This is a genomic window from Kiritimatiellales bacterium (assembly GCA_041656295.1).
GTDB lineage: Bacteria > Verrucomicrobiota > Kiritimatiellia > Kiritimatiellales > Tichowtungiaceae > Tichowtungia.
Genome location: JBBADV010000009.1, coordinates 82,562 through 94,006, shown reverse-complemented (window position 1 = coordinate 94,006; position 11,445 = coordinate 82,562). Strand labels below are relative to the sequence as shown.

Sequence of the window (11,445 nt, the reverse complement as noted above, 5' to 3'; positions counted from 1 at the left end):
GTGAATTTTCTATACCGAAAAACAAAAAAACCCACTGTTTACAGTGGGTTGAGAACTAATTTTCTTGAATTTCTCTACGACATTTATTTAAAAAGATTTAAAATGATTCGTTTTTCAACTTTTTCTGCATTTTCATAATCTTTGTCTACGGCCAAAATTGTCCAGCCTTTTGATATAGATATTGAACAGTTCATAATATCAGCGATTGACATCTGGATACCGCTTGTTGTGAGTTTTCTAGATATTTCTATCGCCAGATCATACTCTTTACGAGTTGGAATAATGACGTACGGTGAAAGTTTGTTTCTAATTTTCAAAAATCTTCCAACATGTCCGGCTCGTATACCATATAAAATTTCCTGATATACATGTCCACACACCGCAACAGATTCTGTTCCAAATAAAAAATCCAAATACTCAAGTGCCTTTTTTGAATAAAGGTTATGGCTTCGTCCAAAATATTCAGACAAAAAATCCGTGTCAACCAGTGCTTTACTCATTTCATATCCACCGAATGTTTTAATGATGTAAATTCCTGCCGGATTTTTTCATATTTCAGATACTGAGTAATCGCCTTTTCAACTGCACCTTTTTCTGTTTTATTGCCGGTTTGTTTTTTGGCTTGTTTTATTAAGTTTTCACTAATCTGTACTGTGGTTGTCATAATCACCTCCATTTTTTTGATACAATATAACGGATTTTCCGTCGAATCAATCTTTGAGCATGGCGAACTGAACACCCGATAATTCCGGCAACCAGCGTCGGCGACATTTCACCGGCCTTTTTTGCGTCACACATTGCCAACGCCGCCCACAGCCGCTCAAACCGCATTTGATATATTCCGCAATGTTCACGTTTCGCCATTTTAAACGCTTTTAAAATTTCCGTTTGCATCGGTATGCCACGCCCAGCCGGTGAACGGCGGATTTAAACCGCGCTTGCCGATATACTGTCCGGGCTTCAAATCGGCGACATATTTAAATTCAGGGCCGTAGCTTCGGCCGGCCCACTCCACCGCCGACGGTTCCTGCAGCAAAAAGCAAAAAACATTCTGGCAGTTCGCGCGCACCGTCGGCGCCATTTGAGTCGGGAATTGACTTTGCACCCACATTTCCACGCCGTGCGCCCGTGAAGCGTTCGGAATGAATTGCAGCCCGCCCCTGCCTTTCCAACCCCAGTCCCACGCTTCATCAATGACGCACATCGTATTGACGAAACCTTTTTCCGGCGCTTTCAGTTCTTTCACTTTTTCAATAAACCGTTCCTGATACATCGTTTTAAAATCGGCCGGAAAATCATCATACTCTGATTGTTTATTACACAGCAGATAAACTTTCATTCCCGCCGCCATCCATTGACGCGCCTGTGAAGCGGTTAAAACGCCCTTGCCGGTGCCGGTCGCGCCAATGACCAGCGTATGACCGCGAAACTTAATCATTGCCGCCCCCGCTCTCTTCACTGGAATGTTCACGGTTTTTAAAAAACGGCAGTTTTCTGCCCACATACTTCATGGCATTATTACGAATCACTTTCGCGCCGGCGTCAAAACGCGCTTTGCACGCCGGTTCACGCTGGGCGATTTCATAGGCAATCCGTCCGAGCCCCAGCGATAAAGCAACGCCCGGCGGAAGATCAATCTCTTTACCGGTACGGCGTTCGTAGTCGGTAATGAGTTCTGCCACTTGCGGATGAAAATTCCGGCGCTGATTCAGAAATTCCACGCCGAGAATTACCGAGCCGCCCAGAAAAAAGAGTTCGGCGGAATTTTCGGCACTGGCGGAAATTCCGGTTTTTCCGATTTTTCCGGAAATTTCCGGTTTTTCCGGCTGAAATTCCGCTGATTCCGGCGGCAGTTCATGGTCGGAAAGCGGAACATCAGATTTTTCCGCCGCCGGTATTTCCCGCTCTTTTCCGTTCCAGAAGTCAGTTGCACGTTCCCTTATTTTTTTAAACACGCTTTTCTTCGCTTCCGGCTTCAAAAGAAACTGCCCTTTGCTGCCGGTCACAGGTTCGCCGCTATGATCCAGTTTGTGAATAGCAGAATCAAAAACGGTTCCTTTGGAATCCACCGGCGGAATTTCCGAAATATCAGGTTTTTCCAGTACCGCCGGAATTTCCGGCGCAGACTCTTTTAAAAAATCCGCCGTCACTTTCATCCCCGTTTCCGGTGACTGGTTTAAATCAAGTATTTTATCACTCATTCTTTATCCTTTCCGGCGGCGGGAATCGAACCGCGCCGCACAATTTTTCCTTTTTGCCTACGGGGTAATTTAGACTGTCTATTTTACCCCACCCCCCTTGCCGGTTAATCCCGGGAGGAAATTTCCGGTTTAAAATGGAATATCGTCGTCCGATACCGGCGCCGGGATATCACCATCATCCGGGGCCGGCTTATTCTTTGACCGTTCGCAAAAATCAAAGTTTTCACCGCGTACAGTGATTTTTGAACGCTTCTCTCCTTTGTCATTTTCCCATTGGTCGAGTTGAAGTTTTCCCTCAACAATAACCGGAGAACCTTTTTCAAAATACTGTTCAATGCACTCCGCACGCTTGCCCCAAAAGTTGACGTCGATAAATAAAACCCTGTCTTTCACCTCGCCGGCTTTATTTTTAAACTTCTCATTCACTGCCAAGCCGATTTCACAAACGGCCGTGCCGTCCTGTGTGCGGCGGATTTCAGGGTCGCGGGTCAGATTGCCTTTCAATATAACTCTATTCATACTCTATGCTCCTTTGGTTTATGCGTTGTTCAATGAACTCCAGTTCATCAAGAATGGGATCATCCCCTTCTTGATATCCGAGTTTCGGTACGTTCCACCGCCCGGAATCCGCCGCCACGTTGCGCAGCATCACGCAAAACCATTTTTCAAAATGGTTATAATCCTTGAAGCGGTATTTTTCCGGTGCCGTAGATGATTTTTCAGGAATGAAGTAACCGCGGTTGCTCGCCGCACATTCCAACACTCCTAAAGCCTGTTTCAAAAGAGCCTCAATGTCCGCACGGTTCGGGTCGATCTGAACAAGGTTTTCAGTCCAGTTAAACTGATTTAAAAATGCGTCCTGAACCATTCGCCAGCGCGGTGACGTTTCGTTGCGTTCCGGGTGCTTATGATCAGGTTTTTCAGTCAGAAAGCGAAACCAGCGTTCATCGGACACGCCGGTTAAATACGCCAGAATTGCCGGTGAGAGCTGAACGAGCGAACAATAATCTTTTACGCCGTTTTTCCCAAGCCAGCCGCGGCGACACTGAAATTCTACGCGCATAGCACTTTCCGGCTCTGTCCCGCCCCAGCGTTTTAGAATCATGTGCTCATATTTCGCCGGCGCACCGCGCAGTGCAGAACTTTTCATTTCGCCGAGCTTGTCATAAATGCGCAAAATCAGCGGGTCGGTGCCGAAATAGAGCGATATGCCGTCCGGGTTTAAAATCGGTTTATGAATCCTCGACCGGCACGTCCAGCGGCGTTTCATATAATCCACGACGTAACGCTTAATATTCACATCTGTAAAATCGGCGCAATAGTCCACACGGCTGACTGACTCCTTATCAATCCGTGCGCCGAGCGTTTCCAGAAAATGCCCGGCGGACTTCATCGCCGCATCTGCCCCGCCCTCATACACAAGACACCGCTCGCCGGAAATTTCGACTTTTACATTCGGCCATGTGCCGGCGTAGGTATGATTATCAGAGATCAGAATAATTGAATCATCGCGTTCGATACCGAATCGGCATTTCTTCTTGGCAATCGAACCGCCCCAGCAGCGAACGCGCCCGCCAAACTCCGGCGCCTCGATTCCCTCCTGCCGGTCCATCGCCGCTGTCTGATATTTTTCCAGCAAATTACGGAGACTTCCCCACGCTTCCCCCCAATGAATCTGATACATAACCGTTAATTGATCAATTCCCGCCCAATAAGTGCTTTGGGGGTTTGGAGGGGGCATGTTATTCAGAATGCCCCCGTTTCGCGGCGCGGACGCGCCGCCGCTGGACAAACGGCCAATCATGCGGTTCCGCCCTCCGGGCGGGAGTTTCCCGCTTTGCGCGAAAGGCAAGCAATGGAGACCAGAAAAACCGCGAAAGCGAGCGGTGTCTGCTCGCGCTCTGCCTTCGAAACCTGTTTGCGCGGCGGTAAATGCCCAATTCCGCGTTCTGCCCGCCGCTTTGCGCCGTCTACGGAAATGACATATTCCGCCTTGCCCGGCTTAAACGGAATCGGCGGCACATCCGCCGGCGAAATTCCGCAAATATAAATCCACGTTTGTTTTTGCGCCCGGTGTCCAAACCAGAATTGTTCAAGCGCAACGGTGAAGCCGCCGAATCTGTCAGGACAATCGCCCGGACGCGGCAAACCGCAATGAATCCAAAGGGTTGACCGCGCCGGATGTTCCAGAACGCCGCCGCACCGCCGGACGGATTTAACGGCAAAAACTGCCAGCTCCTTTTCATCCGGACGCGGCTTTGCAACGTGACGCAGACTTCCCCATGCCCGGCAGGGCGGATGAGCGATAACCGGCAACCGGCCGGCATAGTGCCGGGCGTCTCGTTCAATATCGTAGCAATCTATGCCCGGCATTGTTTTATAAATGCTGTCACGGCGCACAAAAAGCGCGGCGCAGGAAAAAGGGACGGCGGCAGCTTGCCTTTTCGCCGGTGAACCGCTCAGGTTGCTCTCCAGCATTGCCCTATCCTGTTCACCTGTTGTTTGCCGCCGCCGTCCCCGTAAATTCATCTTGTGACTAACCGCCCTTCGACACTGATAAGTCCGCCGCCGTCAACCGAGATAACGGCGCAACTGTTCCGGTATTTAACAAATATGCCCGTGTTGATTACTCCGCCTCTGTCCGACCACACGCGACACCGCTCGCCGCAGATTAAACGGTCTTGTTTTACGCCGTGCATGTTTCCGCCTTTCTGATTTTTGATAACGGAACGCGCGCCGGACGGTGTGCATTTTCAAAAACAATCCACACGTCACCGCGCCCGCCGTAGTTTCCAAACCGGGCAGTTTCCCAGCTGCCGGAATAGCCGACAGCTTCAATCCGGTCGTCGCGTCTGAAACGTCGTCTGCTCATATTCCCGCCCCGTGGGTTAATGGTTCGGAGTAAGACCGGCCGGCTTTAAAATCGGCGACAAACTGATCGCACGCAGCCCGGTCGGTGTGCTCGAACAGCTTAATGCCGTTCAAAAAAACACAGTGAAATTCGGTGTATTCCCTGTAAACCGTGCCGTCCGCTTTCTGATCGCCGCGGCAGCGCCACTTCATGACCACACGCGGCTCAAGCAGCCAGCGCTCGCAGTTTTGAAGTACCCGGGCCGAATACATTACGCCCTCATCCTGCTTTCACACCACTGATCGTTCAGTTTGCTCTGTAAATCTAAATTGAATGCAAGCTTTTCCAGCTGCCCGTGAATACCGCAAATATTTTTAATCGGCTCAATTTTCCCCAGCCTGTCTTCTTCTTCAATCAAGAGCACTCTGAGGTAATCGTATTCTTGCTGTGTTAACGTAAGAGGGATGTTCATGCCCTGCTCCTTTCGGTTTTTGGATTAGAAAAACAATAATTTAACGAGAAAAAGCACGAATAAGACCAATGCGCCCACAATAGCGGAAATGGATATGACGGCGGCCGGAAGGCATTTAAGTATTTGAGGTTTTTTGACCAACATCAAAACTTCACGTCCGAAATAGTCGAATAGTAAAACGGCGATAATTATATCTCTTAGATTTTTCATTCAGAACATCCGATTTCGTAAAGAGCCAGAAGCAGCAAAATCAAAAACAGGAAAACCGTAACGCCGGTTAATACAAAAAACAGAACCGGCGAAATTAAAAACACAAGCATCAGCGTGTTTAAAATGAGCAGGAGCGTGATCATGCCAGGCTCCTTTCCGGGTTGGGTTTAGAGATTGATGCCCACCGCCCCGCCCCTGTATGTTCGAAGGGATGCAAAACAAACAAACAAGGGAGCAAGGCGATGGGCATTTTAAAAATTTTAATCATAGTTAATTGCGTTATATTGATTACAGGGCTTGTTCTTGGCAGCCTGGCTCTGCGTGACTGGAAAAAGTTGAAGCGCGCGAATAAAGAACTTCTAGAACGGATAGAACGTCATGCAGAGCGCAACGGAGCAGAATCAGACTGACAAGCGGAACAACGCTTGCGAAAAAAATAATCAATCCTACAAGTATATTCATGCCCTGCTCCTTTCCGGGTTGGTTAAAAAAGAAGCCGCCTTATGCTGTGGCCGATTTTGAGGGTCAGCACGGTTGCCCGTGTTTCTGAGTTCATGTTTTTCAGTCATAAGGCGGCTTAAAGTGAGAGGTTTGTATCGGTACATTGTACGTACGGGTTGATAAAAAAAACACGCGACAAGAAAACGTAAGAGTTTCCATTACGGCAAAGGGATATGAACAGGTTTTTTCATCTCACGAATCAAAACTGCGTACGCCCATTTCGAAAAACTCCCTAGTCCAGTGTGTTTTGCGTGCATGAGCATTTTAGCGTAGTCTGTTTTCGGGATTTGAACCTGTCCGTATGTCGTCTTATCGGTAGTTCTACCCATACGGAGAACAGTATTATCTTTTATTACCATATTCAACTACCTACTTTCTACGTATCTGTTACGTCTTTTTATCTTGGCTGCGAGTAATCCAAAAACTGATAAACGTGTCAAGTACGTATTCTGTACGTACAGTTTATATCTTATGTCTAATTATAGTTAGAAACCGCCACAATATACAGTGTTTTGTGGGTTTCCTGTGGATAAGTGACCGCTTGTATAGAGTTATCCACAGCACCTCAATTTATACAGAATCTAAACAGGAAATTCCGGTTTCCGGTGAGGTCGCGCATGATTTTATGACTTTTTTTACTTCATTGCCGCGCCGCCGGAAACCGGTAAATTTTTATTCAGGTCGTACCAGTTCAACGCTTGGTGGAATCCACATTTTACCCACGCGCTCCCATTGACCGCCACCGGTGTACACTTGCAAATCGTCCGCGAAAAAGCCTTCGGGCGGACTTCTATAGATGGCGGCCGGGTTATAAACCGCGGTCGGTTTGATTTTTAATATCCCGCACCCGCTGCCGAGCAGCAGCAACACGGTCAGGACTGGCAGTATGGTCCTTGGAAGTTTCACGCTCTTTTTTCCGTTTATCGCGCCGGTCAAGTAACAGGCTGACAATGCCGATAATGACGGCCACGATGATGGTGACCAGCGTTTCACGCATTTATTCCGCCTTGGATTCATCCAATGCTTCGCGCATTTTTGCCATGAGCGGCAGCAGCAGCTGGTCGTCGATTTCGTTTTTTGTTTTGCGGACGTGTTTTTCCACGGCGGCAATCGCGAAATAAAATGCTGCGCGTACGTGCGCCGGTTTGAGCCGTGCAAAGAGTGAATCAATGACAGCCAATAGTATTTTTTTCATACGGTTTACTCCTTGTGAATTTTGGTGTTGGTGATGTGTTCGTTGACCCGTTCCTCAAGCCGGCGGTGCTCGGCCCAGAAGTCGCGCATATCCGAGCGAATGCCGGAAAGCAGATAAACGCCGACAGTGCCGAAACCGGTAAAAAGAAGGCCGAGCAGTGATAAAATCGCTTCTACGCTCATTTTTTCCTAAAAATTAAATATCCGCCGATAATTGCCGCCGCAATGATTGCCCATTTTTTAAAAGGCTTCGTTCCACTTTCCGCCGGATTATCAAAATATATCGGCGCTTGTGATATAATTGTGCCGTTGAGAATTGCATCCCTTAACTCTTCTCCTGATAAGTGAAGGGACTGCGGTACTCCAATATCAATAATTTTTGATTCGTCACTCATTAACTGACGGCCTTTCGTACCTGCTTCGGCAGGGCTTTGAGTTGCGGCAAAAATAGCCAGACGGCGCCGGCGGCAGCGGCAATCAGAACGATGCGCCCTGCTCCGTTCATGCCGTTAAAATAGCTTTTCAGTTTTTCTAAGCGCAGAACACGCGCCATAGTATCTACACCGGCATTAAAGTCGTACCCGGACGCAACCAGTCCAAGCTGTTTACGCGCTTCGGGCGTCAGTTTTGTGTATTCGTCCCATGAAAGGCCGAATTGACCGGCGTATGCGTCGCGTACGGTAATGACCTGCGCTTCGGTTAAATTGCCGAGCACTTTCGTGCCGTATTTCTCCAGTGCAATCTCTTCAATGGATTTCAAAGCTCAACTCCAAACTGCCGGAAATATTCCACGACGGCATTGATCATCTGTTCGGCTTTGTCCGGGTCGGTTTTAGCGACGTTGCGGATTTCAGCGATACGGTAATAGAGATAATTTTCCCGTGATGTACGGTGCCGCGTCAGACGCGAAAGCGTATGCGCTTCAAACAGGGCTGTCCGGTTTAACGCCGTTGCCAGGTGCCGGAGTTGCGCGGGTGTCAGTTTTTTTAAAGCCACTTCAACCGCATCTATCTGCTGATAGAGCACACGCATGAACTCCAGCCGCTGGACGGTTAACTCCATCACAGAAAGTTCAATGCCGGGCAGGATTTCAGTATCCCCCTGCCCGCCGGCAACCGCCGCAATCAATGCACATATAGCGGCAAGACGTTTCATTATTGCGCTTTCAGTTTGAGCAGTTCGCCTTTGATTTTTCCTAACTCTTCTCTTGTCTCATCCGTCAACGCCGTGTTTTTTAAAACTGCATCATAAAACGCGATACACTCATCCGCTGTCGCAATATTGACGTTGAAACGTGAAATATATTTTAACGGCAGATTGATTTTTGATTGATAATATTTCAGTAAAATATCATTGCGGACTTTACCCGGACTAAGAAGATCGATCAGACAATAATACCGGTCTGTGTCCTCATGGATCCATTCTGTCGCGGATGCGACGCGCTGATTTTCCGGCAGAGTTCTAAGCGCATTTCTATAAATCATAAACTTCGGTGCGTTGGGTTCATTTAAAAGCAAAAGTACAGCATCCGCACCGCCGGACTCCGCCGCCGACGCAACCCGCACCTGCCACTCTTCTCTGTTCAGCGCGTCCTGCGAAAAACTGATAAACCCGCTCAACACAACCAGCATTCCAATAATCCTTTTCTTCATTCCTGTTCCTTTCACTGCTAATTCCATTCCCCTGCTTTGGGGATTTTGTCTACCCACTCAACCGCCACGTCAAACGGCATTGGATTTCCGCTGTCAGGGTCGCGGTAAAAATCAATTCCGTTCGATAAAAAACAGATCCATTTGATGTTGGGATTGCCCTGCTTCATCCACCCGCCCTTGCCTTTAATCGATGGATAAATTTCAATGGCGCCGGCGCAGTTCCCGGATGCGGATTGAAGGCCGTTACTGTGGACATATTCCACGCGCTGAAAACGATCCACACCCTGGCGTGAAGAGTTTAAATAAAAAACTTTTGCATCAGTATCTTCCATCGGCTGATGAATTTGATAGGCCGATGCGTAGACGTAAAGAAACGGGGTAAAATTCCCGTTCGCATTATATTCACCGTCCTGCAAGCGCTGTCCAACCGCCTTTAAAACAAAATCACAGTATTTCAGATTTTTATAGGGATTTTCCAGCGGTACGGAATTGGTCACAATCACCGTATTGGTGTGTGTGACAATCTCACTCACCGGCGTGATCCCGCCAATGACGCTGTACTCATTGGTAACGCCGCCGCTCTCTACCGGGATTTGAATCACTGTCTCCGTGTAGGTCGTATTGGTGACTGTGTAAATCGATGTATTGGTGGTAATGACATTCGTCTGCCCGATATAGGCCGGCGGCTCTATGTACGGAATGACAATGCGCGGCTGTCTTGCGCCTAATGACGCCGGCGCACTGGACTGCGCAAACGCACCGGCGGCCAGTGCTGAAAAAATTAAAATGACATACCGGAATTTCATCAGGTGAATTTTAAAACATTGTTCATGGAAATTAAGCCGTCGCCGGCGGCAGCCTGAAAACAGATTGCGCCCCAGCAGTTAATGACACAGGAAGAACCCACCGGCAGCGGTGAGCCGCGCATCTGTGCGGCATTGACGTTTTCATCGCCGTACCACACATCATAATCGCCGATATTGGTGATAATGCGCTCTTTGATAAACTGGTTGGCCTCTAAAATCAGCAGGTTGTTTTGCGGCACGGTGCGCGGCACCGGTGTGACAAGTTTCGGCGCGGAAAGGTCAACCTGCATCCAGCCCTGTACAACGGTGCGGGTATCGTCTACCGAGCCGAGCGAAAGTAAATACTCAATCGTAATCGTTTCCGCACTTGAGGGATTGGTAAACGAAATGTTTTTAAACACTGCCGGAATATGCGTCGTTCTATCCGGTGAAAGCTGTACCGTCGGAAAACCGATACCGGCTTTGCATTGCGCGGTCGCGCCGGTGTCGGCACGCACCGCAACGTCCGTTGTCGGTGAAGTGTTCGATAAAATGGCAATATATGAACCGGTAAACGGCACATCAATCGTCTGCAAGGGTTTTAGCGTGAGCCTGCCGCTTTTCTGATTAATGTTGATCATTTCTTCCCCTGCCCTTTCAAAAGCCACCAAATCCCGAAAACAGCTGCAGCAGCTGCTGCAATCCGGGCCGGGGTAAATACTTTACTTGCGCCGCTCCATGCCGCCGATACTCCGGCCGTCCGGGCGTAAATCTCATTGGATTGATCGGCCAGCGCGGCGTTGGGATCGCGCCCGGCAGCAAACGCCATATAATTATTAGCGTTGAGCGAAACCATGTTCATGGCCTGACTTAACAGGCCCTGCGTGTTATCACTCATATCGGTGACGTAATAACTGGAGCCATCACCTATCCGCATTCCGCCGACCTGCGAATTTTCCGCCAGCTGATAGAGTGTCGCCCCCATCGCAAGCTCAAGATTATCACCGCCAACCACTTTCGCGTTGTCGGTCATCATCATATTATCTTCTTTGATAATCTGATTATTAGAACCGACAATAGAAAGAATCTCGCCGGCAGTCGGCGCGTCAATACTGGCGCTGGCAGATGATTTATACATTTATTTAAAAATCCGTTTTAACAGTTTGCGCGCCGGCGGGAATTTCCAAATCCCCAGCCCTATCGCCGCCGCAATTCCAATTGAAAGCCAGTTGATTTTTTTGGCCGCATGAAATGTAAGTCCGCCGGACTCATAGCGCGTCACAATCCCGCTGTTTCCACCCGCTGCAATCGCCGTATCAGACGCCAGGGAACGGTTGTCCCAGGCATAAGATTTCGAGCTGCTTTTTGAACCGAATGCCATACGTTACCTTTTAAAAATCGCCGTGATAAAAATCGCCGCAACTGCGATGGAAATAATCAAAACATTATTATTGCTGTCTTGCTTCTGGTTGAGATTCATTTCACCGTGACCGGCAATCGCACTGGACGAAGACGTCGCGGGAGCTGAACCCGACATTCCACCCATAAAGGCAGAGACAGCAGCGGCTGGAATTGCCAT

General features: G+C 48.7%; 25 protein-coding genes. 1 reads left to right on the top strand and 24 read right to left on the bottom strand.

Annotated elements, in window-relative coordinates:
- Nucleotides 1-83: 83 nt before the first annotated feature.
- From WC959_07615 to WC959_07560, 12 genes are all read right to left on the bottom strand, one after another.
- Complete coding sequence (locus WC959_07615; GenBank protein MFA5689000.1) at nucleotides 84-500, bottom strand: PIN domain-containing protein; 417 nt, start codon at nucleotides 498-500, stop codon at nucleotides 84-86.
- Nucleotides 497-664, bottom strand: coding sequence for a type II toxin-antitoxin system VapB family antitoxin (locus WC959_07610; GenBank protein ID MFA5688999.1), 168 nt, complete (start codon nucleotides 662-664; stop codon nucleotides 497-499). Before WC959_07610 ends, WC959_07615 begins: the two co-directional genes overlap by 4 nt.
- A 2-nt stretch (nucleotides 665-666) precedes the next feature.
- Nucleotides 667-864, bottom strand: a complete 198-nt coding sequence (locus WC959_07605) for a hypothetical protein (GenBank protein MFA5688998.1) — start codon at nucleotides 862-864, stop codon at nucleotides 667-669.
- 1 nt (nucleotide 865) lies between these two features.
- A complete protein-coding gene (locus WC959_07600; protein MFA5688997.1) occupies nucleotides 866-1,438 on the bottom strand; it encodes a type IV secretory system conjugative DNA transfer family protein in 573 nt (190 codons plus the stop codon).
- Nucleotides 1,431-2,201, bottom strand: a complete 771-nt coding sequence (locus WC959_07595) for a hypothetical protein (protein MFA5688996.1) — start codon at nucleotides 2,199-2,201, stop codon at nucleotides 1,431-1,433. Before WC959_07595 ends, WC959_07600 begins: the two co-directional genes overlap by 8 nt.
- A 129-nt stretch (nucleotides 2,202-2,330) precedes the next feature.
- Nucleotides 2,331-2,720 (bottom strand): single-stranded DNA-binding protein, encoded by a 390-nt coding sequence (ssb, locus tag WC959_07590; protein ID MFA5688995.1) that lies wholly within the window; start codon nucleotides 2,718-2,720, stop codon nucleotides 2,331-2,333.
- Nucleotides 2,713-4,005 carry a hypothetical protein gene (locus WC959_07585; GenBank protein MFA5688994.1) on the bottom strand — a complete coding sequence of 431 codons (1,293 nt, stop codon included), beginning with the start codon at nucleotides 4,003-4,005 and terminating at the stop codon, nucleotides 2,713-2,715. Before WC959_07585 ends, ssb begins: the two co-directional genes overlap by 8 nt.
- Entirely contained in the window at nucleotides 4,002-4,730 is a 729-nt protein-coding gene (locus tag WC959_07580) for a hypothetical protein (GenBank protein MFA5688993.1), read from the bottom strand. The genes WC959_07585 and WC959_07580 overlap by 4 nt, the downstream gene beginning before the upstream one ends.
- Nucleotides 4,731-4,887: 157 nt before the next feature.
- Nucleotides 4,888-5,073 carry a hypothetical protein gene (locus tag WC959_07575; GenBank protein MFA5688992.1) on the bottom strand — a complete coding sequence of 62 codons (186 nt, stop codon included), beginning with the start codon at nucleotides 5,071-5,073 and terminating at the stop codon, nucleotides 4,888-4,890.
- Nucleotides 5,070-5,324 (bottom strand): hypothetical protein, encoded by a 255-nt coding sequence (locus tag WC959_07570; protein ID MFA5688991.1) that lies wholly within the window; start codon nucleotides 5,322-5,324, stop codon nucleotides 5,070-5,072. Before WC959_07570 ends, WC959_07575 begins: the two co-directional genes overlap by 4 nt.
- Nucleotides 5,324-5,524 (bottom strand): hypothetical protein, encoded by a 201-nt coding sequence (locus tag WC959_07565; GenBank protein ID MFA5688990.1) that lies wholly within the window; start codon nucleotides 5,522-5,524, stop codon nucleotides 5,324-5,326. The genes WC959_07570 and WC959_07565 overlap by 1 nt, the downstream gene beginning before the upstream one ends.
- Before the next feature lie 206 nt (nucleotides 5,525-5,730).
- Complete coding sequence (locus WC959_07560) at nucleotides 5,731-5,877, bottom strand: hypothetical protein (protein MFA5688989.1); 147 nt, start codon at nucleotides 5,875-5,877, stop codon at nucleotides 5,731-5,733.
- A gap of 99 nt (nucleotides 5,878-5,976) precedes the next feature.
- Here WC959_07560 and WC959_07555 point away from each other — a divergent pair, with 99 nt between their 5' ends.
- Nucleotides 5,977-6,144: a Vpu gene (locus WC959_07555; GenBank protein MFA5688988.1), complete on the top strand. Its 168-nt coding sequence runs from the start codon at nucleotides 5,977-5,979 to the stop codon at nucleotides 6,142-6,144.
- 899 nt (nucleotides 6,145-7,043) lie between these two features.
- Here the strand turns inward: WC959_07555 and WC959_07550 are convergent.
- The 12 genes from WC959_07550 to WC959_07495 are packed head-to-tail and all read right to left on the bottom strand — an operon-like array spanning nucleotide 7,044 to nucleotide 11,445.
- Entirely contained in the window at nucleotides 7,044-7,232 is a 189-nt protein-coding gene (locus WC959_07550) for a hypothetical protein (protein ID MFA5688987.1), read from the bottom strand.
- On the bottom strand, nucleotides 7,233-7,430 hold the full coding sequence (locus WC959_07545) for a hypothetical protein (protein ID MFA5688986.1): 198 nt from the start codon (nucleotides 7,428-7,430) through the stop codon (nucleotides 7,233-7,235).
- A 5-nt stretch (nucleotides 7,431-7,435) separates the two neighbouring features.
- Nucleotides 7,436-7,612, bottom strand: a complete 177-nt coding sequence (locus tag WC959_07540; protein MFA5688985.1) for a hypothetical protein — start codon at nucleotides 7,610-7,612, stop codon at nucleotides 7,436-7,438.
- Nucleotides 7,609-7,824 carry a hypothetical protein gene (locus WC959_07535; protein MFA5688984.1) on the bottom strand — a complete coding sequence of 72 codons (216 nt, stop codon included), beginning with the start codon at nucleotides 7,822-7,824 and terminating at the stop codon, nucleotides 7,609-7,611. The genes WC959_07540 and WC959_07535 overlap by 4 nt, the downstream gene beginning before the upstream one ends.
- A complete protein-coding gene (locus tag WC959_07530; GenBank protein MFA5688983.1) occupies nucleotides 7,824-8,189 on the bottom strand; it encodes a hypothetical protein in 366 nt (121 codons plus the stop codon). Before WC959_07530 ends, WC959_07535 begins: the two co-directional genes overlap by 1 nt.
- Nucleotides 8,186-8,584 carry a hypothetical protein gene (locus tag WC959_07525; GenBank protein ID MFA5688982.1) on the bottom strand — a complete coding sequence of 133 codons (399 nt, stop codon included), beginning with the start codon at nucleotides 8,582-8,584 and terminating at the stop codon, nucleotides 8,186-8,188. Before WC959_07525 ends, WC959_07530 begins: the two co-directional genes overlap by 4 nt.
- A complete protein-coding gene (locus WC959_07520) occupies nucleotides 8,584-9,081 on the bottom strand; it encodes a hypothetical protein (GenBank protein ID MFA5688981.1) in 498 nt (165 codons plus the stop codon). The genes WC959_07525 and WC959_07520 overlap by 1 nt, the downstream gene beginning before the upstream one ends.
- A 17-nt stretch (nucleotides 9,082-9,098) precedes the next feature.
- Entirely contained in the window at nucleotides 9,099-9,887 is a 789-nt protein-coding gene (locus WC959_07515; GenBank protein ID MFA5688980.1) for a hypothetical protein, read from the bottom strand.
- Nucleotides 9,887-10,507, bottom strand: coding sequence for a hypothetical protein (locus WC959_07510; GenBank protein ID MFA5688979.1), 621 nt, complete (start codon nucleotides 10,505-10,507; stop codon nucleotides 9,887-9,889). The genes WC959_07515 and WC959_07510 overlap by 1 nt, the downstream gene beginning before the upstream one ends.
- The gene (locus WC959_07505) at nucleotides 10,504-11,004 is read right to left on the bottom strand and encodes a hypothetical protein (GenBank protein MFA5688978.1); all 501 of its coding nucleotides are present in this window, start codon (nucleotides 11,002-11,004) and stop codon (nucleotides 10,504-10,506) included. Before WC959_07505 ends, WC959_07510 begins: the two co-directional genes overlap by 4 nt.
- Entirely contained in the window at nucleotides 11,005-11,247 is a 243-nt protein-coding gene (locus tag WC959_07500; protein MFA5688977.1) for a hypothetical protein, read from the bottom strand.
- 3 nt (nucleotides 11,248-11,250) lie between these two features.
- Nucleotides 11,251-11,445: a hypothetical protein gene (locus WC959_07495; protein ID MFA5688976.1), complete on the bottom strand. Its 195-nt coding sequence runs from the start codon at nucleotides 11,443-11,445 to the stop codon at nucleotides 11,251-11,253.

What these genes read in the sequence shown, in the direction of transcription:
- WC959_07570 (MFA5688991.1), bottom strand. Translation starts at nt 5,324, where the DNA reads ATGTATTCGGCCCGGGTACTTCAAAACTGCGAGCGCTGGCTGCTTGAG.
- WC959_07525 (MFA5688982.1), bottom strand. Translation starts at nt 8,584, where the DNA reads ATGAAACGTCTTGCCGCTATATGTGCATTGATTGCGGCGGTTGCCGGC.
- WC959_07545 (MFA5688986.1), bottom strand. Translation starts at nt 7,430, where the DNA reads ATGAAAAAAATACTATTGGCTGTCATTGATTCACTCTTTGCACGGCTC.
- WC959_07505 (MFA5688978.1), bottom strand. Translation starts at nt 11,004, where the DNA reads ATGTATAAATCATCTGCCAGCGCCAGTATTGACGCGCCGACTGCCGGC.
- WC959_07500 (MFA5688977.1), bottom strand. Translation starts at nt 11,247, where the DNA reads ATGGCATTCGGTTCAAAAAGCAGCTCGAAATCTTATGCCTGGGACAAC.
- WC959_07520 (MFA5688981.1), bottom strand. Translation starts at nt 9,081, where the DNA reads ATGAAGAAAAGGATTATTGGAATGCTGGTTGTGTTGAGCGGGTTTATC.
- WC959_07535 (MFA5688984.1), bottom strand. Translation starts at nt 7,824, where the DNA reads ATGAGTGACGAATCAAAAATTATTGATATTGGAGTACCGCAGTCCCTT.
- WC959_07510 (MFA5688979.1), bottom strand. Translation starts at nt 10,507, where the DNA reads ATGATCAACATTAATCAGAAAAGCGGCAGGCTCACGCTAAAACCCTTG.
- WC959_07605 (MFA5688998.1), bottom strand. Translation starts at nt 864, where the DNA reads ATGGCGAAACGTGAACATTGCGGAATATATCAAATGCGGTTTGAGCGG.
- WC959_07540 (MFA5688985.1), bottom strand. Translation starts at nt 7,612, where the DNA reads ATGAGCGTAGAAGCGATTTTATCACTGCTCGGCCTTCTTTTTACCGGT.
- WC959_07550 (MFA5688987.1), bottom strand. Translation starts at nt 7,232, where the DNA reads ATGCGTGAAACGCTGGTCACCATCATCGTGGCCGTCATTATCGGCATT.
- WC959_07615 (MFA5689000.1), bottom strand. Translation starts at nt 500, where the DNA reads ATGAGTAAAGCACTGGTTGACACGGATTTTTTGTCTGAATATTTTGGA.
- WC959_07495 (MFA5688976.1), bottom strand. Translation starts at nt 11,445, where the DNA reads ATGGCAATTCCAGCCGCTGCTGTCTCTGCCTTTATGGGTGGAATGTCG.
- WC959_07595 (MFA5688996.1), bottom strand. Translation starts at nt 2,201, where the DNA reads ATGAGTGATAAAATACTTGATTTAAACCAGTCACCGGAAACGGGGATG.
- WC959_07565 (MFA5688990.1), bottom strand. Translation starts at nt 5,524, where the DNA reads ATGAACATCCCTCTTACGTTAACACAGCAAGAATACGATTACCTCAGA.
- WC959_07600 (MFA5688997.1), bottom strand. Translation starts at nt 1,438, where the DNA reads ATGATTAAGTTTCGCGGTCATACGCTGGTCATTGGCGCGACCGGCACC.
- WC959_07580 (MFA5688993.1), bottom strand. Translation starts at nt 4,730, where the DNA reads ATGAATTTACGGGGACGGCGGCGGCAAACAACAGGTGAACAGGATAGG.
- WC959_07515 (MFA5688980.1), bottom strand. Translation starts at nt 9,887, where the DNA reads ATGAAATTCCGGTATGTCATTTTAATTTTTTCAGCACTGGCCGCCGGT.
- WC959_07585 (MFA5688994.1), bottom strand. Translation starts at nt 4,005, where the DNA reads ATGATTGGCCGTTTGTCCAGCGGCGGCGCGTCCGCGCCGCGAAACGGG.
- WC959_07575 (MFA5688992.1), bottom strand. Translation starts at nt 5,073, where the DNA reads ATGAGCAGACGACGTTTCAGACGCGACGACCGGATTGAAGCTGTCGGC.
- WC959_07555 (MFA5688988.1), top strand. Translation starts at nt 5,977, where the DNA reads ATGGGCATTTTAAAAATTTTAATCATAGTTAATTGCGTTATATTGATT.
- WC959_07560 (MFA5688989.1), bottom strand. Translation starts at nt 5,877, where the DNA reads ATGATCACGCTCCTGCTCATTTTAAACACGCTGATGCTTGTGTTTTTA.
- ssb (MFA5688995.1), bottom strand. Translation starts at nt 2,720, where the DNA reads ATGAATAGAGTTATATTGAAAGGCAATCTGACCCGCGACCCTGAAATC.
- WC959_07610 (MFA5688999.1), bottom strand. Translation starts at nt 664, where the DNA reads ATGACAACCACAGTACAGATTAGTGAAAACTTAATAAAACAAGCCAAA.